Source organism: Vibrio sp. 10N.286.51.B11, assembly GCF_041469245.1.
GTDB classification, from domain to species: Bacteria; Pseudomonadota; Gammaproteobacteria; order Enterobacterales; family Vibrionaceae; genus Vibrio; species Vibrio crassostreae_C.
Genome location: NZ_JBFRKI010000038.1, coordinates 182,999 through 204,945, shown reverse-complemented (window position 1 = coordinate 204,945; position 21,947 = coordinate 182,999). Strand labels below are relative to the sequence as shown.

General features: G+C 44.8%; 19 protein-coding genes and 2 tRNA genes. 3 read left to right on the top strand and 18 right to left on the bottom strand.

Annotated features, from left to right (window positions below):
* Nucleotides 1–9 precede the first annotated feature (9 nt).
* Entirely contained in the window at nt 10–888 is an 879-nt protein-coding gene (locus tag AB4154_RS18800) for a U32 family peptidase (protein ID WP_017059237.1), read from the top strand.
* An 85-nt stretch (nt 889–973) separates the two neighbouring features.
* Here AB4154_RS18800 and AB4154_RS18795 read toward each other — a convergent pair whose 3' ends face one another.
* From AB4154_RS18795 to rlmE, 17 genes are all read right to left on the bottom strand, one after another.
* Nucleotides 974–2,311 carry an MATE family efflux transporter gene (locus AB4154_RS18795; protein WP_372123806.1) on the bottom strand — a complete coding sequence of 446 codons (1,338 nt, stop codon included), beginning with the start codon at nt 2,309–2,311 and terminating at the stop codon, nt 974–976.
* 89 nt (nt 2,312–2,400) lie between these two features.
* Entirely contained in the window at nt 2,401–2,808 is a 408-nt protein-coding gene (locus tag AB4154_RS18790; protein ID WP_017056675.1) for a MarR family winged helix-turn-helix transcriptional regulator, read from the bottom strand.
* A gap of 153 nt (nt 2,809–2,961) precedes the next feature.
* Nucleotides 2,962–3,885, bottom strand: coding sequence for a lipoprotein NlpI (nlpI, locus tag AB4154_RS18785; protein ID WP_372123804.1), 924 nt, complete (start codon nt 3,883–3,885; stop codon nt 2,962–2,964).
* 124 nt (nt 3,886–4,009) lie between these two features.
* Nucleotides 4,010–6,130 carry a polyribonucleotide nucleotidyltransferase gene (gene pnp, locus AB4154_RS18780; RefSeq protein WP_017059234.1) on the bottom strand — a complete coding sequence of 707 codons (2,121 nt, stop codon included), beginning with the start codon at nt 6,128–6,130 and terminating at the stop codon, nt 4,010–4,012.
* A gap of 378 nt (nt 6,131–6,508) precedes the next feature.
* Entirely contained in the window at nt 6,509–6,778 is a 270-nt protein-coding gene (gene rpsO, locus AB4154_RS18775) for a 30S ribosomal protein S15 (protein WP_010436144.1), read from the bottom strand.
* A gap of 213 nt (nt 6,779–6,991) precedes the next feature.
* Entirely contained in the window at nt 6,992–7,945 is a 954-nt protein-coding gene (gene truB / locus AB4154_RS18770; protein ID WP_017059233.1) for a tRNA pseudouridine(55) synthase TruB, read from the bottom strand.
* Nucleotides 7,945–8,358, bottom strand: a complete 414-nt coding sequence (gene rbfA / locus AB4154_RS18765; RefSeq protein WP_017059232.1) for a 30S ribosome-binding factor RbfA — start codon at nt 8,356–8,358, stop codon at nt 7,945–7,947. The genes truB and rbfA overlap by 1 nt, the downstream gene beginning before the upstream one ends.
* A gap of 134 nt (nt 8,359–8,492) precedes the next feature.
* Nucleotides 8,493–11,183, bottom strand: a complete 2,691-nt coding sequence (infB, locus tag AB4154_RS18760; RefSeq protein ID WP_017059231.1) for a translation initiation factor IF-2 — start codon at nt 11,181–11,183, stop codon at nt 8,493–8,495.
* Nucleotides 11,184–11,205: 22 nt separating this feature from the next.
* Nucleotides 11,206–12,693, bottom strand: coding sequence for a transcription termination factor NusA (nusA, locus tag AB4154_RS18755; protein WP_017059230.1), 1,488 nt, complete (start codon nt 12,691–12,693; stop codon nt 11,206–11,208).
* 35 nt (nt 12,694–12,728) lie between these two features.
* Nucleotides 12,729–13,184 (bottom strand): ribosome maturation factor RimP, encoded by a 456-nt coding sequence (rimP, locus tag AB4154_RS18750; protein ID WP_004738265.1) that lies wholly within the window; start codon nt 13,182–13,184, stop codon nt 12,729–12,731.
* A gap of 234 nt (nt 13,185–13,418) precedes the next feature.
* Nucleotides 13,419–13,495, bottom strand: a tRNA-Met gene (locus tag AB4154_RS18745).
* Nucleotides 13,496–13,548: 53 nt separating this feature from the next.
* Nucleotides 13,549–13,633, bottom strand: a tRNA-Leu gene (locus AB4154_RS18740).
* A gap of 16 nt (nt 13,634–13,649) precedes the next feature.
* Complete coding sequence (secG, locus tag AB4154_RS18735; protein ID WP_017059392.1) at nt 13,650–13,982, bottom strand: preprotein translocase subunit SecG; 333 nt, start codon at nt 13,980–13,982, stop codon at nt 13,650–13,652.
* Nucleotides 13,983–14,292: 310 nt separating this feature from the next.
* Nucleotides 14,293–15,633: a phosphoglucosamine mutase gene (glmM, locus tag AB4154_RS18730; protein ID WP_017059393.1), complete on the bottom strand. Its 1,341-nt coding sequence runs from the start codon at nt 15,631–15,633 to the stop codon at nt 14,293–14,295.
* Between the two features lie 21 nt (nt 15,634–15,654).
* Entirely contained in the window at nt 15,655–16,485 is an 831-nt protein-coding gene (folP, locus tag AB4154_RS18725; RefSeq protein ID WP_372123802.1) for a dihydropteroate synthase, read from the bottom strand.
* Nucleotides 16,486–16,573: 88 nt separating this feature from the next.
* Nucleotides 16,574–18,541: an ATP-dependent zinc metalloprotease FtsH gene (gene ftsH, locus AB4154_RS18720; RefSeq protein ID WP_017059395.1), complete on the bottom strand. Its 1,968-nt coding sequence runs from the start codon at nt 18,539–18,541 to the stop codon at nt 16,574–16,576.
* 107 nt (nt 18,542–18,648) lie between these two features.
* Nucleotides 18,649–19,278, bottom strand: coding sequence for a 23S rRNA (uridine(2552)-2'-O)-methyltransferase RlmE (gene rlmE / locus AB4154_RS18715; RefSeq protein ID WP_017059396.1), 630 nt, complete (start codon nt 19,276–19,278; stop codon nt 18,649–18,651).
* 114 nt (nt 19,279–19,392) lie between these two features.
* Between rlmE and yhbY the strand changes: the two genes are divergently transcribed.
* Complete coding sequence (gene yhbY, locus AB4154_RS18710) at nt 19,393–19,689, top strand: ribosome assembly RNA-binding protein YhbY (protein WP_004738252.1); 297 nt, start codon at nt 19,393–19,395, stop codon at nt 19,687–19,689.
* Between the two features lie 125 nt (nt 19,690–19,814).
* Here the strand turns inward: yhbY and greA are convergent, their stop codons facing one another.
* Complete coding sequence (gene greA, locus AB4154_RS18705) at nt 19,815–20,288, bottom strand: transcription elongation factor GreA (protein WP_017059397.1); 474 nt, start codon at nt 20,286–20,288, stop codon at nt 19,815–19,817.
* Nucleotides 20,289–20,799: 511 nt separating this feature from the next.
* Between greA and AB4154_RS18700 the strand changes: the two genes are divergently transcribed.
* Nucleotides 20,800–21,879, top strand: coding sequence for a porin (locus tag AB4154_RS18700; protein WP_372123801.1), 1,080 nt, complete (start codon nt 20,800–20,802; stop codon nt 21,877–21,879).
* Nucleotides 21,880–21,947: the final 68 nt, after the last annotated feature.

The following is a 21,947-nucleotide window of genomic DNA, read 5'->3' as shown; positions in this document are numbered from 1 at the left end:
GAGAACTCAATGAAATACGCATTAGGCCCTCTACTTTATTTTTGGCCAAAACAAGACGTTGAAAGCTTCTATGAGCAAGCGAAATCAAGCTCAGCCGATATCATCTACCTAGGTGAAGCGGTGTGTTCAAAGCGTCGTGAGATGAAAGCGAAACACTGGATGGACATTGCTAAAGAGCTGTCGGCTTCAGGTAAGCAAGTCGTACTTTCCACCATGGCATTGCTAGAAGCACCAAGCGAAGTCAACATCATGAAGAAGTACATCGATAACGGTGACTTTGCGATCGAAGCCAATGATGTGTCTGCTATTCAACTGGCCAGCGAAAGCAAAGTACCTTTCGTGGTTGGCCCGGCAGTAAACACCTACAACGCACGCACCCTGAACCTGTTCTTGAAACAAGGTATGACGCGTTGGTGTATGCCGGTTGAGCTTTCTCGCGAATGGCTAAGCAACGTAATGACCCAGTGCGAAGAGCTAAATATTCGTAACAAGTTCGAAGTTGAAGTGTTTAGCCACGGCTACCTACCGCTTGCTTACTCAGCACGCTGCTTTACCGCTCGCGCTGAAAACAAAGCTAAAGACGATTGCGAAACCTGCTGTATCAAGTACCCAACAGGGCTACAAGTAGAAAGCCAAGAAGGCCAATCAGTCTTCAACCTTAACGGTATTCAGACGCAATCAGGCTACTGCTACAACCTAGTCAACGATTTGCCAAATATGCACGACTTGGTTGATGTGGTTCGTTTAAGCCCTCTCGGTATCGATACCTTCTCTGAAATCAACAACTTCAGAGCAAACGAGCAAGGTCAAAAACCGATGAAAATTGAAAGCCGCCAATGTAATGGGTATTGGCATCAGCTTGCAGGTTTAGACGTTAAGAACATCTAGTTCCTCGCATTGGACTAACCAGTAACAAATACAAAAAAGGTCTAGCATTCGCTAGACCTATTTTATTCGACTTAAGAAACGCGACCTATGCCGCCGCGGTTTCCATCGATGAGGCATCGAGCTTCTTTATATCTTTGTAGAGCATCACCATCACCACCACACTTAGCGCGATGTTAGACAGTGGGTACGCAATCCAGATCCCCGGCACACCATACAACTTAGGCATAATGTACAAGAACGGTAGTTGGATAAGCATATTACCTATAGTCACAAACATCGCCTTGCTGCCCTTGTTCACCGCTTGATAGTAAGCAGCTGCGACTACCAAGAAGCCATCCAGCGCCAGTGCAAACATGTGAAGGCGAATACCCAACACGGTGTACTCAACCAACTGAGGTTCGTCTGAGTTAAATACTGATACAAACTCACGTGGGAACGCATTGAGAAGCAGCACGAACGCCACACCAATCAATACCGAACTCATCATCGCAATCTTAAGTAGCTTGCGGATGTTTGCTTGGTTACGCGCACCATGGTTGTAGCTCACCAATGGTTGCATGCCGTTGGCGATACCTTCAGCCATGAGATAATAAACCGTCACGATGTAGCCCAAAATCGCGTAAGCACCGATCATCAACTGGTCGCCATATTGAGAGAACAACGCATTGTGCAACGCCACCATCATCGAACCATAAGCGTACATAAAGAAGCTTGATGTACCAATGGCGAAGATTTGTGGAATCACATCCAGCTTCAATCTCAACTCATTCCAACGTAAACGTAGGTTTGCTCGACGCGAGAAGAAGTAAGCCAAGCCGAGAGCCGTTACTACAAACTGGGCAATCGCTGTTGCTAATGCTGCACCCATCAACTCCCAGCCATAGAGAGCGATAAACAGGTAATCGAGCACGATATTAATCACCGCACCAACGATCATCAGTATCGTCGCTAAGTTCGGACTGTCATCGTTACGCAGTAGAAACGGCATCGCGATCGAACCTAGCGTGAAGACACTAGCACCAATCAGAATGTGTAAGTACTGCAGACCAAGTTCATACACTCGCCCTTCAGCGCCCTGCCAAAGCAAGAAGTTATCAGCAAACAAGAACAGCAATGCAGAGACAATAGGCGTTATCGCTAACAACAAGGTTAAGCCCGTTGCTAAGATCTGCTTAGCGCCTTGAGTATCTTTTTCACCTTGGCGAATCGAGACAAGCGCACCTGTGCCCACACCCACCAACATACCAATACCAAGAATCGAACCAATCACAGGCCACGCAACATTGATACCTGCAAGTCCATCAGCCCCCACATAGCGGCCAATGAAGATGCCATCCACCACTTGGTACAGGCCATTAACCAACATGGCCGCCACGGTAGGGATTGTGTATCGCCAAAATTGACGACTAATTGAGTTACTCATTTCTTACTCTACTTTCATTTGTGAGTCGCATATCAACAAGATATGACTCGAAAAATTAGTTAACAAGGCTAACTAAATATCTAAATTATTTACTTTAAAGCTTTATTTAATAATAGGTTTAACTGCTGAGATTCTTGCTCAGACAAACGGCTTTCCAGTATCTGTGCCATGACCTGATAGATCTTACTTTCTTCTTCCAAGCCGACTTCCGCTTTGCTGGTCAGTACGACCAACTTAGACCTCGCATCTTCGAGCGAAGCTTTACGCTCAACGAGACCTTTTCTCTCTAACCTTTGAACCATAGTAGTTGCTGAAGGCTTGGTTACTTGCATTTCAATCGCCAGATCTGTCAATCGAATCGGTTCAGGAGAGGCTTGAATGACCTTCAAATAGTCATATTCATTGAAGCTCAATTGGCAAATAGGATCTTCATTTACCTGAGTGCGCCATATCTTAGAGGCGAAGCGCTCAATCTTTTCTAAATTCTGGTTCAGCATACTCACCTAATCAAAGAATGGCATTTAGTTAGCAAGACTAACTATTTTAGTGTTGTTTAAATAAAAAGCAATCAAAACGAGATGAAGATCATAAAAAAGGAGCATAAAAAAACCGCTGACAGACAGCGGCTTTTCGGAATCAAAATGTGTTGCTTACTTAGCGTTGGCTTCTTCTTCGGCCTCAGCCAGCTTAACTTGCGCTAAGTGCTCAGCTTTAAGTGTGGTGAAGATACGGCTTAACTCTAAGAAAGAGTAACGATGTTCTACGTATTCATACACGTTAAAAGAAACCGCTAACTTGTACAAAGAGATAGCATTCGCGTAATCACCATTCATATGGTAACGCTTAGCAAGGTAGAAGTACGTCTCTGTTAGACGCTGCGCAAGTAACGTGTTGTCACGAGTACCGGTTAAGATCGCCTTGAAAGCCTGCTCTTCAGTAATGTCATCAAGCATAATCGCGACTAATACCCAACCCCACTGCTCATCACGGCTCTCGTAACGTTTTTGCAAATCAAGCTTAGCCTGCTCTGGCGTCAGCTCATGCTGAATGATGTACAACCACAGAGCGCGAAACGGATCGCTAGGATCGTCGGCATAGTGCTTCATCATCTCTTCATTGGCTAAGTCGTAACGCTCGCCATAGTAAAGCGCGATAGAGCGGTTCCTTTCTGCGTAAGAGTTTGCAGGATCAAGCTCTAACGTAGAATCAAAAGATTCATAAGCCGCATCAAACTCCCCTACCTGCGTAAAGTAAACACCCAAAAGATTGAAGATATCAGGTTGAGCAGGGTTCAATGAAAGAGATTGGTTGAAGTCGAGACGCGCGAGATCACGCAGGCCAACATTGTCGTAGTAGTTACCACGTTCAAACAGCATCTTAGCTCGAACTTCATCGTTCAAATCTGGGCGCTGTAATAACTGACTAAGACGTGCAATTTGAACTTCTTGCTGAACGCTTGGTTGCAGTGGCACAGCCATCGGTGGATAAACCCAACTTGAGGTGTTATCTGATGTTGTCGCACAACCTGTTAGTACAAGCAGTAAACACATACTCGCGGTTTGAAACCATTTCACAAATAATTACTCCTGTTATGACCGCAATAAAAAAGGGGAGCGATATGCTCCCCTTTATAACATGCTTTGTTGACGATAGGTTAGAAATCACTAAAAAGCGATATCACCATCGACACACTGAGAATTACTCAGCAGCAGGTGCTTCGCCTTCAGCTGGCGTTTCAACTGCTTCTTTCATGCTTAGACGTACACGGCCTTGACGGTCAATTTCAAGAACCTTAACAGGAACTTCTTGACCTTCAGTTAGGTAGTCAGACACTTTCTCAACGCGCTTGTCAGCGATTTGAGAGATGTGTACTAGACCATCTTTACCTGGAAGGATAGTAACGAATGCACCGAAGTCAGCTAGACGAGCAACTTTACCTTGGTAAATGCGGCCAACTTCAACTTCAGCTGTGATCTCTTCGATACGACGGATAGCTTCTTTAGCAGCTGCGCCTTCAGTTGCAGCAATCTTGATTGTGCCATCGTCTTCGATTTCGATTGTAGTACCAGTTTCTTCACAAAGAGCACGGATAACTGCGCCGCCTTTACCGATAACATCTTTGATCTTATCAGAGCTGATTTTCATTGTGTGGATACGTGGAGCGAATTCAGAGATATCTTCACGAGCACCAGAGATAGCTTCATCCATTACAGAAAGGATGTGCTTACGTGCACCTTGCGCTTGGTTAAGTGCAATTTGCATGATCTCTTTAGTGATACCTTCGATCTTGATGTCCATTTGAAGTGCAGTGATACCAGCGTTAGTACCTGCTACTTTAAAGTCCATGTCACCTAGGTGATCTTCGTCGCCAAGGATGTCAGAAAGAACAACGAAATCGTCGCCTTCTTTAACAAGACCCATTGCGATACCCGCAACAGAAGCTTTGATTGGAACACCAGCATCCATAAGAGCTAGAGATGTACCACATACAGAAGCCATTGAAGAAGAACCGTTAGATTCTGTGATTTCCGATACAACACGAACTGTGTATGGGAATTCTTCAACAGAAGGCATTACTGCTTGGATACCACGTTTAGCAAGCTTACCGTGACCAATTTCACGACGCTTAGGAGAACCAACGAAACCAGTTTCACCTACACAGTATGGAGGGAAGTTGTAGTGTAGAAGGAAGTTGTCTTTCTTCTCACCCATCAGGCTGTCGATGATTTGAGCATCACGTTGTGTGCCAAGCGTTGCAGTAACAAGTGCTTGAGTTTCACCACGAGTGAATAGAGAAGAACCGTGTGTACGTGGAAGAACACCAGTACGTACGTCTAGCGCACGAACCATGTCTTTTTCACGGCCATCGATACGTGGGTTGCCAGCGATGATGCGGCTACGTACTACGTTTTTCTCTAGAGAACCAAGCATGCCGCGGATTTCGCGCTCATCTAGGTTTTCGTCTTGTGCAATTAGAGCTTCAACAACGTCGTTCTTGATTACGCCAACTTGCTCGTAACGAGCCATTTTCTCAGTGATCTGGTACGCGTCAGATAGACGAGTTTCAGCAAGTTCAGCAACTTGAGCTTTAAGCTCAGTGTTAACTGCTGGTGCTTCCCAGTTCCAAGATGGAGTTGCAACTTCAGCAGCAAACTCGTTGATTGCTTTGATTACAACTTGTTGTTGGTCGTGACCGTAAACAACAGCTGAAAGCATTTCTTCTTCAGATAGGTTATCTGCTTCAGATTCAACCATAAGTACTGCGCCTTCTGTACCAGACACAACTAGGTCTAGTTTAGAGTTTTCAAGCTCAGTATTTGATGGGTTAAGAACAAGTTCGCCGTCGATGTGACCAACACGTGCAGCACCGATAGGACCATTGAATGGAGCACCAGAGATAGCAAGCGCAGCAGATGTTGCGATCATAGTGATCATGTCTGGGTTTACGTCAGGGTTGATAGAAACAACCGTAGCGATAACTTGAACTTCGTTTTTAAACGCACTTGGGAAAAGTGGACGAATTGGACGGTCAATCAGACGAGCTGTTAGTGTTTCGCCTTCAGATGGACGACCTTCACGCTTGAAGAAACCACCAGGGATTTTACCCGCAGCGTATGTACGCTCTTGGTAGTTTACTGTTAGTGGGAAGAAGTCTTGACCTGCAACTGCTTCTTTCTTAGCAACAACAGAAACGAATACTGAAGTATCGTCCATAGTCGCCATTACAGCAGCAGTAGCTTGACGTGCAATTACGCCCGTTTCTAGAGTAACGGTGTGGTTACCGTACTGGAACGATTTTACAACTGGTTTTTCAAACATTGTATATCCTTAGCTCTAAAGTCAGACTTTAGATTAAGTGAATAATGACTCAAGACATTACCAATCGCGACTAGTGAAAAGGGACTTAGGATGGTGACTCTTTGTATGTGTTCATACGCCGAATTAAGACCAAATCCGCCTTTGAATAGTCGCGACCTATTGGCCGACATCTGTGACTGTAATCTCTTGAGAGGTTGATTGCCAAACGCTGAAAACGCTATAGGCGGGCGTAGTATAAACTATTTTTATTAGGAGATATATTTCCTATCAGAAAAAGCCAGATGATATTCTGAGCATCCAGCCTAGCATTTTCTTACAGGCACAAAAAAAGGAGCATAAATGCTCCTTTTCTTCAAACTGTCTTTGCAGACATCGCTATTAGCGACGTAGGCCTAGACGCTTGATTAGGTCTTGGTAACGAGCAAGGTTTTTGCCTTTCAAGTAATCAAGAAGCTTACGACGGCTAGAAACCATACGTAGTAGACCACGACGGCTGTGGTGATCGTGTTTGTGCGCTTTGAAGTGACCTTGTAGGTGGTTGATAGAAGCAGTAAGTAGTGCTACTTGTACTTCTGGTGAACCTGTGTCGCCTTCAGATTGTGCGTATTCTGCAACGATTGCTGCTTTAGTTTCTGCATTCAGAGACATAATTCTCTCCTGATAAGAGTAAGTTTATATTTGTAGCAGCCAATCTCTGATTCAGCCGCTACGCGAGCCGAGGATTATAGGGAAGTTTGTCAGTTGGTGCAATAACAATCGAACCCATTAAAAACGAAAAAAGCGAACCACCTAAATTAGGCGTTCGCTTTCTATCTTATTTGCTCGCTTTTCACGACTCAGCGCTAAGATCCGATGTAAGCGCTACGCTTGTGGCTCTTCATCTCTGAAAACAACCAAACGCTTCGGTGCAACTCGGCCATCTTCAGCAATCTGAGCTACGCCGACAAACAGCTTCTCTTCGCCACTTGTCATACGAACCGTGCCTTCAGTTGGCGCACCAGCAACCTGAACTGGCATACCGTGCTGAACTAGGTCAGTCAGTTCCGCGTTCAGGTTTACTTCTGGTAAGTCTTCAACGGCAGTGTCCATTGGCATCAGCAGTGGATCAAGCAGCTCTTTCGGTGCAATTTCTTGCGCCTGTGCTTGCTCTAAGATCTCGTTTAACTGCTCCAAAGTCACCATACGCTCGTATGGGTACTTCGCGACACCTGTACGACGAAGCATGGTCACGTGAGCACCACAACCTAGCATCTCACCAAGATCGTCGGTAATTGTGCGGATGTATGTGCCTTTCGAACAATGCACTTCCATTTCAACTTCATCACCTTCAAAGCGAAGCAGTTCAATAGAGTACACAGTGATCTTACGAGACTCACGAGGAACCTCAATACCTGCACGTGCGTATTCGTACAAAGGCTTACCTTGATACTTCAATGCCGAAAACATTGATGGTATCTGATCGGTTTCACCCTTGAAGCTCGCAATGCAACGCTCAAGCTGTTCTTGAGTCACGTTAACATCACGTGTCTCTACCACTTCACCATCAGAGTCAGAGGTATTGGTACGCTCACCAAGCTTAGCGATAACAACGTAGCGCTTATCAGAATCTAGAAGAAACTGAGAGAACTTCGTCGCTTCACCAAGACAAATTGGCAGCATGCCAGTCGCAAGAGGATCCAGAGCACCGGTGTGCCCTGCCTTCTCTGCAAAGTAAATACGCTTTACTTTTTGCAGTGCATCATTAGACGAAATGCCAGTCGGCTTATCTAATAGAATTACCCCGTTGATAGGGCGACCTTTACGACGGCGAGCCATTACTCTTCGCCCTTAGACTGAGCTTCGTCAGTGCGGCCAGCTTCTTCTTGCTTACGCTTATCATCGTTCAGAACTTCACTTACTAGGTTAGACATACGCATGCCTTCTACTAGTGTGTTGTCGTAAGTAAAACGAACTTCAGGCGTTAGACGGTGGCGAATACGCTTACCAAGAGCCATACGAACTGGCACTTCATGCTCTTTAAGAGCTTTAAGGCATGATTCAGGAGTTTGCTCACCAACACACAGGAAAGTCACGAACACTTTTGCGTAAGCAAGGTCACGAGACACTTCTACGTCTGAGATAGTTACCATACCAATACGTGAGTCACGAACTTCACGTTGTAGGATAAGAGCAAGCTCTTTTTGAAGCTGCTGAGACACACGTTGTGTGCGGCTAAATTCTTTTGACATTTTCTTTTCTCACTTAGAAAGATGGGGGGCTTGGTAATTACCAGCCCCCCATGGTGTATTCAACAACCGATTACTTATTACCTTTACTAGTAATGTTAGTAACCTTAGTCAATATGTCGAGTCGTACAGACTGATTAGTCTAGAGTACGTTTAACCTCAACGATTTCGAATACTTCGATCTGGTCACCAACGCGAACGTCGTTGTAGTTCTTAACGCCGACACCACACTCGTAACCGTTCTTAACTTCTTGTACGTCATCTTTAAAGCGACGAAGTGACTCTAGTTCACCTTCGTAGATAACAACGTTTTCACGAAGTACGCGGATTGGGTTGCTACGCTTAATCGTACCTTCAGTCACGATACAACCAGCGATTGCACCAAGTTTAGGCGACTTAAATACGTCACGAACTTGTGCAAGACCAATGATCTCTTGACGGAATTCAGGAGCAAGCATACCGCCCATCGCCTGTTTAACTTCGTCAATTAGTTGGTAAATGATTGAGTAGTAACGTAGATCTAGGTTTTCGTTCTGAACCGTGTTACGCGCAGTTGCGTCAGCACGAACGTTGAAACCAAGGATGATAGCGTTAGAAGCTGCAGCAAGAGTTGCATCAGTTTCAGTAATACCACCAACACCAGAACCTACGATGTTCACTTTAACTTCGTCAGTAGACAGTTTCAGTAGAGAGTCAGCAATCGCTTCTACAGAACCTTGAACGTCAGCTTTAAGTACAACGTTAAGCTCAGCAACTTCGCCAGCCGTCATGTTCGCGAACATGTTCTCTAGTTTCGCTTTTTGTTGGCGAGCTAGTTTAACATCACGGAATTTACCTTGACGGTAGTTCGCAACTTCACGTGCTTTACGCTCATCACGTACAACAGTCGCTTCATCGCCTGACGAAGGAACACCAGAAAGACCTAGAATTTCTACAGGAATAGATGGACCTGCAGTTTCGATGTCTTTACCGTTTTCATCACGCATTGCACGAACACGGCCGTACTCTTGACCACAAAGAACGATATCGCCTTTGTTTAGAGTACCAGACTGTACTAGTACTGTTGCAACTGGACCGCGACCTTTATCAAGACGAGATTCAACAACAACACCAGACGCCATGCCTTCTTTAACCGCTGTAAGTTCAAGAACTTCAGACTGAAGAAGGATTGCTTCTAGAAGACCATCGATGTTTGTACCCTGTTTTGCAGAGATGTGAACGAAGATGTTCTCACCGCCCCATTCTTCAGGGATAACGTCGTATTGAGCTAGCTCATTCTTAACGTTGTCTGGGTTTGCACCCTCTTTATCGATCTTGTTCACAGCAACAATCAGAGGAACGCCTGCCGCTTTCGCGTGCTGGATTGCTTCGATTGTTTGTGGCATTACGCCATCGTCTGCTGCAACTACAAGTACAACGATATCTGTCGCTTGAGCACCACGAGCACGCATAGCGGTAAACGCCGCGTGTCCAGGAGTATCAAGGAAAGTGATCATGCCGTTGTCAGTATCTACGTGGTAAGCACCAATGTGCTGCGTGATACCGCCAGCTTCCCCAGAAGCAACGTGTGCTTTACGAATGTAGTCAAGTGTTGAAGTTTTACCGTGGTCAACGTGACCCATGATAGTAACAACAGGAGCACGACCTTCAGCGATAGCATCGCTATCACGGTCAGCTAGTACTGCTTCTTCAAGTTCGTTTTCTTTACGTAGGATTACCTTGTGACCCATTTCTTCAGCAACAAGTTGTGCTGTTTCTTGGTCGATCACTTGGTTGATAGTCGCCATAGCGCCCATCTTCATCATTACTTTGATAACTTCAGTTGCTTTAACTGACATTTTGCTAGCCAGTTCAGAAACAACGATAGTTTCGCCGATAGCAACGTCAGATTTAGCAACAGTTGCTGACTTATCGAAGCCTTGCTGCATTGAAGTTGGTTTAGCAAGCTTACCTTTACCGCCACGACCACGTTGGTTACGACCACCACGGTTGTTTGCAGGTTGGTTAGCAGGAGCTGCTTTCTTCTTGCGACGACGAGGTGCTTTCTCATCTTTCTTATCTGCCGCATCTTCAGCTTCACGAGCGTAAGTAGAAGTAGTCACATGGTAATCCGCAGATTTCTCTTGCTCTTTCTTCTTCTTCTCTTCTTCAGACCAACGTTCTTGGTTCTCTTCTGCTAACTTACGAGCTTCTTCAACAAGCTTAGCTGCTTCAGCTTCTGCTTTACGAGTTGCTTCTAGCTCTTGACGAGCTTTAAGTTCATCCGCTTCTTTTTTCGCTTGTGCGTTAGCGTCTGCATTTTTTGAATTCATGTCTTTTTTAGCCTTTTCAGCTTGTGCGCGTTGAGCCTTCTCTTCAGCTTCACGTTTTGCATCCGCTTCACGTGTTACTTTTTCTTCGGCTTCGCGCTGTGCTTTCTCTGCAGCATCACGTTTCGCTTGCTCTTCAGCATCGCGTTGTGCTTTCTCTTCCGCTTCACGATTAGCTACTTCCTCAGCTTCACGTTTCGCTTCATCTTCAATAGTGCTGCGCTTCACGTAAGTACGCTTTTTACGTACCTCTACTTGAACATCCTTACTCTTACCGCCTCCAGCGGCAACACTTAGCGTGCTGCGGGTCTTGCGTTGAAGAGTTAAACGAGTCGGTTCTGTTTCGCCTGAAGTATCGCCGTGCTCCTTTTTAAGGTGCGTTAGCAATGTTTGCTTCTCTGAATCAGTCACTTGATCCGACCCTGCTTTCTTCATGCCTGCATCAGCAAGTTGTTCAATTAAGCGGTCAACTGGCGTACCAATCTCTTCACTCAGTGCTTTAACTGTTAATTGTGTCATACCGCTTTCTCTCCTTGCTGAATTATTCTTCGTCGCCGAACCAACAGATGTTACGCGCAGCCATAATTAGCTCGCCTGCACGCTCTGCAGTTAGGTCTTCGATGCCTTCTAGTTCATCAACGCCTTGGTCAGCTAGGTCTTCCAGTGTCGCAACGCCTTTTGCTGCTAGCTTGTAAGCCATTTCACGCTCAAGACCTTCAAGTGCAAGTAAGTCTTCAGCAGGCTCAACACCGTCGAAAGTTTCTTCTTTCGCTAGCGCTAGAGTAGTCAGTGCGTCTTTTGCGCGGTTACGTAGTTCTTCAACGATACCTTCGTCTAGACCGTCTACTTCAAGAAGCTCGTTCACAGGAACGTATGCTACTTCTTCAAGCGTAGAGAAGCCTTCTTCAACAAGCATTTGAGCAAAGTCTTCTTCAATGTCTAGGTGCTTCATGAAGTTTTCAATAGAGGCAACTGCTTCTTCTTGGTGCTTCTTCTCAAGATCAGCAACAGTCATTACGTTCAGTTCCCAACCAGTAAGTTGAGACGCTAGACGTACGTTTTGACCGCTACGGCCAATCGCTTGTGCTAGGTTATCCGCTTCAACAGCGATATCCATAGAGTGTGCGTCTTCATCAACGATGATTGAAGCAACATCAGCAGGAGCCATTGCGTTGATTACGAATTGAGCCGGGTTATCATCCCAAAGAACGATATCGATACGTTCACCACCAAGATCGTTAGAAACAGCTTGTACACGTGCGCCACGCATACCAACACACGCACCAACTGGGTCAATACGTTTGTCGTTTGTTTTCACAGCGATTTTAGCACGAGAACCAGCGTCACGTGCAGCACCTTTAAGTTCAATTAGCTCTTCACCAATCTCAGGCACTTCAACACGGAATAGTTCAGCTAGCATTTCTGGCTTCGAACGAGTAACGAAAAGCTGGAAACCACGAGCTTCTGGTTTAACTGCGTAAAGAAGACCACGAACACGGTCACCTGGACGGAAGTTTTCACGAGGAAGTTGGTCATCACGAAGGATTACCGCTTCAGCGTTGTTACCTAGGTCTAGGATAATAGTGTCACGGTTAACTTTCTTAACTGCGCCAGTTACTAGCTCGCCTTCGTTATCGATGAACTGCTCAACGATTTGAGCGCGTTCAGCTTCACGTACTTTCTGTACGATAACTTGCTTAGCCGTTTGAGTCGTAATACGGTCAAACGTTACTGATTCGATATCATCTTCAATGAAACCGCCAAGCTCGATCTCTGGGTCATCGTACTTTGCAGCTTCAATAGAGATTTCTTTTGTTGGGAATTCAACTTCCTCAACAGCTTCCCAACGACGGAAAGTTTCGAAATCACCCGTTTTACGGTCAATTTCAACACGAACTTCAATTTCTAGTTCGCTTTTCTTTTTTGTTGCCGTTGCAAGCGCGATTTCAAGCGCTTCAAAAATACGCTCACGAGGAACTGCTTTCTCATTTGAAACAGCTTCTACTACCGCCAAAATTTCTTTGTTCATTAATCTAGCCTCTTAAGCTCTTCTCTCTAGGAGAACTAAAATTTAGGGATCAGGTTAGCTTTCGCAATATTGCTCAGGACGAATTCTTCTTCTTGTCCTTCAACCAATACTTTCACTGTCTCGCCTTCGATAGATTGGATATCACCTTTCCATTTACGACGGTTGCCGACAGCCATTTTCAAAACGATGCTTACCTCGTGACCAATAAATTGTTGGTAATGCTCTGCTTTGAACAGTGGTCTCTCTAAACCTGGTGAAGACACTTCAAGGTTATAAGCCACTGAAATTGGATCTTCAACGTCCATTACGGCACTTACTTGGTGACTAACTTCAGCGCAATCATCTACATTGATACCGTTTGGTGAATCGATGTAAATACGTAGCGTTGAGTGCTCACCAGCACGAATAAATTCTAATCCAACTAACTCATAACCTGATGCTGCTACTGGAGCGTCAAGCATTTCAGTAAGTTGTCTTTCTAAACCAGTCATTTAACCACTCCAGAAACAAAAAAAGGGCTCAAAGCCCAATTTAAATTCCAAGCAAACATTATCTAAATACATTTACAAATGCTTAGATAACAAAAAACCCCGTATAAGCCGGGGTTTTTGTTGCTGGACCCTTATATGTTAAGTGCCATCACATTCGATATCGCACTTAACTCACAGTGAGGTTCACACTGTGCAAACTTGCAACCAATACAAGCTATATAATAGCATTGAAATTGGTTGCGGGAGCCGGATTTGAACCGACGACCTTCGGGTTATGAGCCCGACGAGCTACCAAACTGCTCCATCCCGCGTCCGACTTGCGAGCATTATACGCCCAACAAGATGTTTTACAAGTTTGTAAACATGGTGCCGAGAGAGGGACTCGAACCCTCACACCCTAAGGCACTAGCACCTCATGCTAGCGTGTCTACCAATTTCACCATCTCGGCATCAAATCTTTACAGATTATTGTGGAATTTCGTCGCCTTGCGCCGGAACTTCACTCACTGCATCATCAGCTTGTTGAATCACCTGACCTTGGGTCGGGTCAATCCATTGTGACTCAGTTTTATGTGTAGACATATTACCAAGCACTAAGCTAAGGATAAAAAATGTAGTTGCAAAAATTGCAGTCATTCGGGTAAGGAAATTTCCTGAGCCACCAGCACCAAACACAGTGTTTGAAGCGCCAGCACCGAAAGAGGCTCCCATATCTGCGCCTTTACCTTGTTGAATCAACACTAGGCCAATTACACCAAGCGCTGCCAACAGGTAAATCACAAGTAGAACTGTAAACATTTTTCCACCTATGTTCCTAATTGTTGAGCCAGCGCCGTTCAAAAAACTATTTTTAAGAACAAGGCTAGCGACCTCCTAACTGAAGGCCGAGCAATACTAGCGAATGCGACGATGGCTGACAAGGAGAATTTGCTAAAAAATAAGCCTTTACCAAGTGAGTGGTCAAAAAAAGGTCAAAAGCGACACAAAACTCATTTATGTCTCTTTTGACCGTTATATCTTTTGACCGTGATATCTTTTGACCGTGATATAAGTCAACCACTTCTAATCACAAGCGCTATTCGCTGCGCCAGCTAAGTAAAAGGTTAAATTAGCAGTTTGCTTTTACTGCATCTGCAATCTTAAGCGCTGATGCTTGAACAAGCTCTGCATCTTCGCCTTCAACCATGACACGCAGTAGTGGCTCGGTACCAGACTTGCGTAATAGTACACGGCCTTTCTCGCCAAGCTCTGCTTCTACTTCAACAACCGCTGCTTTTACCGCTTCGGCTTCTAGTGGGTTTGAATCTCCGCTGAAACGAACGTTTTCTAGAACTTGAGGGTACAACGTCATGCCCTGAGACAACTCATTCAGTGTCATTTCGCTATCAACAACTGAAGCCAAAACTTGCAGAGCAGCAACGATAGCATCACCCGTCGTCACTTTATCTAGTAGGATAACGTGCCCCGAGTTTTCAGCGCCGATCTTCCAGCCTTTAGCAAGAAGCTGTTCCATTACGTAACGGTCACCAACAGCAGCACGTACAAACGGAATACCTAACTGCTTAAGGCCGTTTTCCATACCCAGGTTGGTCATTAGTGTACCAACAACGCCGCCTTTCAACTCACCGCGACGCAGTGCATCACGAGCAATAATGTAAGCGATTTGGTCGCCATCAACTTTGTTGCCTAGCTCGTCAACCATGATGATACGGTCACCATCACCATCAAAGCCAAGACCTAATGCCGCTTTTTCTTCAAGCACTTTTGCTTGCAGAGCACGTACATCCGTCGCACCGACTTCGTGGTTGATGTTAGTACCGTTTGGCTCAACACCAATCGCAACGACCTCAGCACCCAGTTCTTTAAATACAGCAGGCGCAATGTGGTAAGTCGCACCATGTGCACAATCGATAACGATCTTCATGCCAGCTAATGTCATTTTATGTGGGAACGTACTTTTACAGAACTCGATGTAACGGCCAGCCGCATCGTTCAAACGTACTGCTTTACCTAGCTCTGAAGAATCAACACATTCGATGTCTTTATCCAACTCTGCTTCAATTGCCAACTCGATATCGTCCGGCAGTTTTGTTCCCTCAGAAGAGAAGAACTTGATACCGTTATCGTAGTATGGGTTGTGTGATGCAGAGATAACAATACCGGCTTCAGCGCGGAAGGTTTGAGTTAGGTAAGCCACAGCAGGTGTTGGCATTGGGCCAGTAAACGTAGCCTGAAGACCAGCAGCAGCAAGGCCAGCTTCTAGCGCTGACTCAAGCATGTAACCAGAGATACGAGTATCTTTACCAATGATGACTTTCTTTGTGCCTTGCTTCGCAAGAACACGACCCGCAGCCCAGCCAAGCTTCAGAACAAAATCAGGTGTAATCGGGTACTGGCCTACTTTGCCACGCACACCATCTGTGCCGAAATAACGTCTTTTATCAGACATAGTGATTTTCCTTAATTATATTTAGTGATTGTTGTTCATCACTTCGATTATTTTCATCGCTTCCAGTGTCTCCTCGACATCATGAACGCGAATAATTTGTGCGCCTTTCATCGCGGCAATCGTCGCGCAAGTGACGCTTGCGACCATGCAGTCGGCCGGAACCTTGTCTAGCAATTTAAAGATCATCGATTTTCTCGACATCCCCGCTAAAACAGGTAAGCCTAACGAATGAAACTTTTCAAGATGCGCTAGTAGGTGATAATTGTGTTCGATGGTTTTCCCAAAGCCAAAGCCAGGGTCAAGGATCAGCTGATCTTTTGAAATACCCACCGCCTCACACGCTTCTACCCTTTCTTGCAAGAATGCTTCTACATCCTGAAGAACATCATCATAACTTGGGTTAGCTTGCATGGTTCTCGGCTGACCTTTCATGTGCATCAGACAAATCGGAACATTAGCATCAGCGGCGACTTGTAATGCTCCAGGCTCTTGCAAAGCGCGCACATCATTGATCAAATCAGCGCCCGCTTCAACAGCTTGGCGCATCACTTCCGCTTTACTGGTATCAATGGAGATCCACACATCAAACTTAGCGCGAATTGCTTTAATGGCAGGAATAACGCGAGCGAGCTCTTCTTCTAAAGGAACGTCAGGCGCTCCCGGGCGAGTTGATTCACCACCAATGTCAATAATGCTAACACCAGCTTGAATCATTCGCTCTGCTTGCAGTAAAGCATTATCTAATGAATTGAATTTTCCGCCATCAGAGAAAGAGTCAGGCGTAACATTGAGGATACCCATCACATGTGGGCGGTCTAAAACGAGCGTTTTATTATGTGCTTTTAATATCATGGAAGGTGGGTCTTAAAGGTAAAAACATCTAGGGCTAGAAACAGAAAAACCCTGAGCGTACTCAGGGTTTTAATTGATAGTTTAGCGATTAAGAATCTTTGTTTTGAGCATCATCTGATTCAGATTTAACTTCTTCAACTTTTGACTCTTCAGCTTTAGGTTCCGCTTTAGCTTCTTCTGCCTTAGCTTCAGGTTTTGCTTCTTCCTTTGTAGGTTCAGCTTTTACCTGATCACCCCAACCAGCTGGATCACGAATCTCTTGCTTACGCTCCATCAAGTCATCAATTTGACCTGCATCGATCGTTTCGAACTTCATTAGAGCGTCTTTCATCGAATGCATGATATCCATGTTATCTTCAAGAATCTTCTTAGCTCTATCGTAGTTACGGTCGATAAGGATACGAATCTCTTCATCGATAAGCTTAGTCGTGTCATCAGAAACGTGCTTAGCTTGGCTCATGCCGCGACCTAGGAAAACTTCACCTTCTTCTTCTGCGTAAAGAAGAGGACCCAATTTCTCAGAGAAGCCCCACTGCGTAACCATCTTACGAGCAATATCAGTTGCACGTTCGATATCGTTAGACGCACCAGTTGACACTTTGTCTTTACCGTAAATAAGTTCTTCAGCAAGACGACCACCGTACAGGCTAGAAATCATAGACTCTAGATGTTGGCGAGACATGCTCACACGGTCTTGCTCTGGCAAGTACATGGTTACACCAAGCGCACGACCACGTGGAATGATTGATACTTTGTACACTGGATCGTGTTCAGGTACCAAACGACCAACAATTGCGTGACCCGCTTCGTGGTAAGCCGTTGACTCTTTCACTTCTTCAGACATAACCATTGAACGGCGCTCTGCACCCATCATAATTTTGTCTTTCGCAAGTTCAAACTCAACCATAGATACATTGCGCTTGTTACCACGAGCAGCAAATAGCGCCGCTTCGTTCACAAGGTTCGCAAGATCTGCACCAGAGAAGCCTGGAGTACCACGAGCGATCAGCGACGGTTCAACATCACCTGATAGTGGCACTTTACGCATGTGTACTTTAAGAATCTGTTCGCGACCACGTACATCCGGTAGACCAACCACAACTTGACGGTCAAAACGACCAGGACGAAGTAATGCAGGGTCTAGTACGTCTGGACGGTTAGTCGCAGCGATAACGATAATACCTTCGTTACCTTCGAAACCATCCATCTCAACCAACATTTGGTTCAGTGTTTGTTCACGTTCATCGTGACCACCACCAACACCAGCGCCACGTTGACGACCTACAGCATCAATTTCATCGATAAAGATGATACAAGGTGCCGCTTTCTTCGCTTGTTCGAACATGTCACGCACACGAGATGCACCAACACCAACAAACATTTCAACGAAGTCAGAACCAGAGATAGTAAAGAACGGTACTTTCGCTTCACCGGCAATCGCTTTTGCAAGCAATGTTTTACCCGTACCAGGAGGACCAACCAACAGGATACCTGTCGGGATCTTACCACCTAGCTTTTGGAAGCGGCTTGGGTCACGAAGGTAGTCCACAAGCTCTTTCACGTCTTCTTTTGCTTCGTCACAACCAGCAACATCAGCAAACATGGTTTTGATTTGTTCTTCGCTCATCATTCGAGCTTTACTCTTACCGAAAGACATCGCGCCTTTACCGCCGCCGCCGCCTTGCATTTGACGCATGAAGAAAATCCATACACCAATCAGTAAGATCATTGGGAACCATGAGATGAAGATAGTGCCAAGCAGGCTCTGCTCTTCAGGTGGTGTACCCTGAACTTTTACGTTTTGATTAATTAAGTCATCAAGTAGCTTTTGATCATAAACAGGCATGTAAGTTACATACTTAGAACCACCACCACGACGTGTGAAAGTGATTTCGCTGTTATTGAACTGTGCGTCTTGAATCTGGCCTTGGCCAACTTCCTGTACAAACGTGGTGTAATCTACTGCTCTGCCGTTACTTTCCCCAGGGCCGAAGCTCTGGAATACCGACATCAACACTACCGCGATAACAAGCCACAGAATTAAATTTTTTGCCATGTCACTCAAGGTGTAAGCCTCTCGATAACTAATTGTAATTAAAGGTAGGGTACTACAGTTTGTAACCTGTAGCCATGTTGTTAACTCTCACTCTTGGAAGAGAATCGTTAACCTTTGTAACCAGTGGCTACGATAAACACTTCACGAGATCGAGCTCGAGAAGAGTCGGGTTTTCTAACTTTTACTGTTTTAAACATCTCGCGGACGTCCTTAACGTATTGGTCAAACCCTTCGCCTTGGAATACTTTTACAACAAAACTACCATTGGTAGCTAGAACTTGTCGACACATATCCAAAGCTAATTCAACTAAATACATAGCTCTTGGCTGATCCACAGAATTGTTGCCTGCTATATTAGGTGCCATATCTGACATCACGACATCAACCATGTTTGGTTGTATACGTTCCAACAAGGCATCTAGCACAGCTTCTTCGCGGAAATCGCCTTGTAAAAAGCTAACACCAGCAATCGGATCCATTGGTAACAAGTCACACGCAATGATTTGTCCGTTGTCTCCAACAATCTTAGCAGCATATTGAGACCAACCGCCAGGTGCTGCACCCAAATCCACAATGGTCATCCCAGGAGACAGCAATTTATCTTTCGTTTGAATCTCTTCCATTTTGAAATAAGCACGTGAACGATAGCCTTTCTTTCTTGCTTCATTTGCGTACTTGTCGTCGAAGTGTTCCTTCAACCAACGGCCTGAACTGGCCGAGTGTTTCTGTTTGCTCATTGGATACCTAAATTGGAGGAAAGTACTAATTGCTGAATAAATTATAGTCTTCAGCTTTAGATGGCGTTAAAATAGGTTTTTTCAACCCTAATAGTAAAGAAAATTGGCCGCGTAATGAACCTAAGTACCAAACAAAAGCAGCATCTAAAGGGCCTAGCTCACAGTTTAAAACCTGTTGTGCTAATGGGCGCAAATGGACTTACTGAAGCTGTTCTAGCGGAAATCGAATTAGCTCTAGACCACCACGAACTGATCAAGATTAAAGTTGCATCAGAAGACCGTGAGACTAAGCAACTGATTATCGATGCAATTGTACGTGAAACTAAAGCTGAGAAAGTACAGACTATCGGTAAAGTTCTAGTACTGTTCCGCCAGTCAGAAGCACGTAAAATCGAGATTCCACGTAAATAAGCGAGTTTGATATAAGCTAACTTCACTAATAGGAAGCCACAGCGCTTATCTTTTAGTGTAGCGTGAGAAACGAAAAAGGTCGCATTTAGCGACCTTTTTACTTATCAGAAACAAAGAAAATTCAATTAGATATATTCTACTTTGTCGATTTCGAAGTCTTTGTCACCACCAGGGGTAGAGATCATGACTTCGTCGCCTTCCATTTTACCGATAAGACCGCGAGCAATTGGCGATTTCACAGAAATGCGACCCGTTTTGATGTCTGCTTCGTCTTCTGAAACGATTTGGTAGCGGAACTCATCATCGGTATCCACATCAATCAGTGTCACTGTCGTACCAAAGATAATCTTGCCCGTATTATCCATTTGCGTTACATCGATGATCTGAGCCAGTGATAGCTTATATTCAATATCACGGATCTGAGCTTCACAAATACCCTGCTCTTCACGAGCGGCGTGGTATTCAGCATTCTCTTTCAGGTCACCTAGTTCACGTGCTTCACCAATAGCTGCTGAGATAACAGGGCGTAGCTTAAGTAGGCGATCTAATTCGTCACGTAGCTGCTGAGCGCCACGTACTGTCATTGGAACCTTTTCCATTTTTTACCTCTATGCCAAAGCTTTCTTTGGCCAACATAAATACACCCAACGTATTTATTGGGTGATAGAAACAAAACGATTTGGCTTAGTGTAAACAAACTTTATGGCTAAATCACCTTTATTCCACTTTGCGTTATAAAAGCTTTATCTAGGTCTAAATTACAGACATCACAAAAATGAATAATAACCTCCCCATCAATAAGTGGAGAGCTAAATACCTAAAAAAACAAAAAACAAACAAAATAAACACAGATCACACTTTTATAAAATACACTCAAAAACAACCACTTAAACAAAAAAGATATAATAAAACAGTGTTCATTTTTTAGTTTTATATCATTTTACTAACTGACCATGGAACTTTAGAGGTAAAAAGTAACCCATGGATTGCACTGGCATTTTCAGACTTCTGTTCTAATCATGATTATGAAGCCTGATTAATACAGGCAATACACAAAAGGGTTCAAATCCTTAATAAAACTTCTATGGACAGTAATTAGGAAATAATAACATGAACAAGACTATGATCGCGCTTGCTGTATCTGCTGCAGCTCTTGCTACTAACGCAGTGGCAGCCGACGGTAAACAAGCTGGTGATATTGCCGGTACTTCTGTATACAGCTCAAACGGCACTTCTCTAGAGATCGGTGGTCGTGCAGAAGCTCGTCTATCGATGAAAGATGGCAAAGCTGACGACAAATCACGTGTACGTCTTAACTTCCTAGGTAAAGTTGAAATCCAAGACGGCCTATACGGTGTTGGTTTTTACGAAGGCGAATTCACAACTGCTGAAAACGGCGGCTCTACTGATAACAACGACGGCGACATCACTAACCGTTACACATACGCTGGTATCGGCGGTACATTCGGTGAAGTAACTTACGGTAAAAACGACGGTGCGCTAGGCGTAATCACTGACTTTACCGATATCATGTCTTACCACGGTAACTCTGCTGCAGACAAAATCGCAGTAGCTGATCGTTCAGACAACATGCTTTCTTACAAAGGTCAATTCCAAGACCTAGGCGTTAAAGCTAGCTACCGCTTTGCTGACCGTTCTGAAACAACTAGCGGTGACTTCAGCGACAACGGTAAAGATGGCTACTCTCTATCTGCTATCTACGCAATCGGCGATTCTGGCGTTAAGCTAGGTGCTGGTTACGCAGACCAAGATCAATCTAACGAATACATGCTTTCTGCATCTTACCGCATCAGCGATTTTTACTTCGCTGGTGTATTCACTGATGGTGAAAAACAAGCAACTTTCAAAGATGCTGATGGCAACGTTTTTGAATTCAGCAACCAATCTGTAGACTACACTGGTTACGAATTCGCAACTGCGTACACGCTAGACCAAACTGCATTCACACTAACGTACAACAACGCAGAAACTGACGGTGAAACTTCAGCAGACAACGTTGCTATCGATGCGACTTACTACTTCAAGCCTAACTTCCGTACTTACATCTCGTACAACTTCAACCTAATCTCTGAAGGCGACAAGATTGGCGGGACTTCTCTAGTAAACGGCACAGCATCTAAAGCACAAGCTGAAGACGAGCTAGCTCTAGGTCTACGTTACGACTTCTAATTCTGATTATCTAATGATTCATTAGTTAATTGAGAATCAAAACGCCCGCTATCTAGCGGGCGTTTTTT

Bases quoted from the DNA above. Each gene is read 5' to 3' on its own strand.
- folP (WP_372123802.1), bottom strand. From the start codon at position 16,485: ATGATATTAAAAGCACATAATAAAACGCTCGTTTTAGACCGCCCACAT.
- ftsH (WP_017059395.1), bottom strand. From the start codon at position 18,541: ATGGCAAAAAATTTAATTCTGTGGCTTGTTATCGCGGTAGTGTTGATG.
- rlmE (WP_017059396.1), bottom strand. From the start codon at position 19,278: ATGAGCAAACAGAAACACTCGGCCAGTTCAGGCCGTTGGTTGAAGGAA.
- nusA (WP_017059230.1), bottom strand. From the start codon at position 12,693: ATGAACAAAGAAATTTTGGCGGTAGTAGAAGCTGTTTCAAATGAGAAA.
- AB4154_RS18700 (WP_372123801.1), top strand. From the start codon at position 20,800: ATGAACAAGACTATGATCGCGCTTGCTGTATCTGCTGCAGCTCTTGCT.
- AB4154_RS18790 (WP_017056675.1), bottom strand. From the start codon at position 2,808: ATGCTGAACCAGAATTTAGAAAAGATTGAGCGCTTCGCCTCTAAGATA.
- AB4154_RS18800 (WP_017059237.1), top strand. From the start codon at position 10: ATGAAATACGCATTAGGCCCTCTACTTTATTTTTGGCCAAAACAAGAC.
- infB (WP_017059231.1), bottom strand. From the start codon at position 11,183: ATGACACAATTAACAGTTAAAGCACTGAGTGAAGAGATTGGTACGCCA.
- pnp (WP_017059234.1), bottom strand. From the start codon at position 6,130: ATGTTTGAAAAACCAGTTGTAAAATCGTTCCAGTACGGTAACCACACC.
- yhbY (WP_004738252.1), top strand. From the start codon at position 19,393: ATGAACCTAAGTACCAAACAAAAGCAGCATCTAAAGGGCCTAGCTCAC.
- truB (WP_017059233.1), bottom strand. From the start codon at position 7,945: ATGGCTCGCCGTCGTAAAGGTCGCCCTATCAACGGGGTAATTCTATTA.
- greA (WP_017059397.1), bottom strand. From the start codon at position 20,288: ATGGAAAAGGTTCCAATGACAGTACGTGGCGCTCAGCAGCTACGTGAC.
- glmM (WP_017059393.1), bottom strand. From the start codon at position 15,633: ATGTCTGATAAAAGACGTTATTTCGGCACAGATGGTGTGCGTGGCAAA.
- rpsO (WP_010436144.1), bottom strand. From the start codon at position 6,778: ATGTCTCTGAATGCAGAAACTAAAGCAGCAATCGTTGCAGAATACGCA.
- secG (WP_017059392.1), bottom strand. From the start codon at position 13,982: ATGTTTACAGTTCTACTTGTGATTTACCTGTTGGCAGCGCTTGGTGTA.
- rbfA (WP_017059232.1), bottom strand. From the start codon at position 8,358: ATGTCAAAAGAATTTAGCCGCACACAACGTGTGTCTCAGCAGCTTCAA.
- rimP (WP_004738265.1), bottom strand. From the start codon at position 13,184: ATGACTGGTTTAGAAAGACAACTTACTGAAATGCTTGACGCTCCAGTA.
- AB4154_RS18795 (WP_372123806.1), bottom strand. From the start codon at position 2,311: ATGAGTAACTCAATTAGTCGTCAATTTTGGCGATACACAATCCCTACC.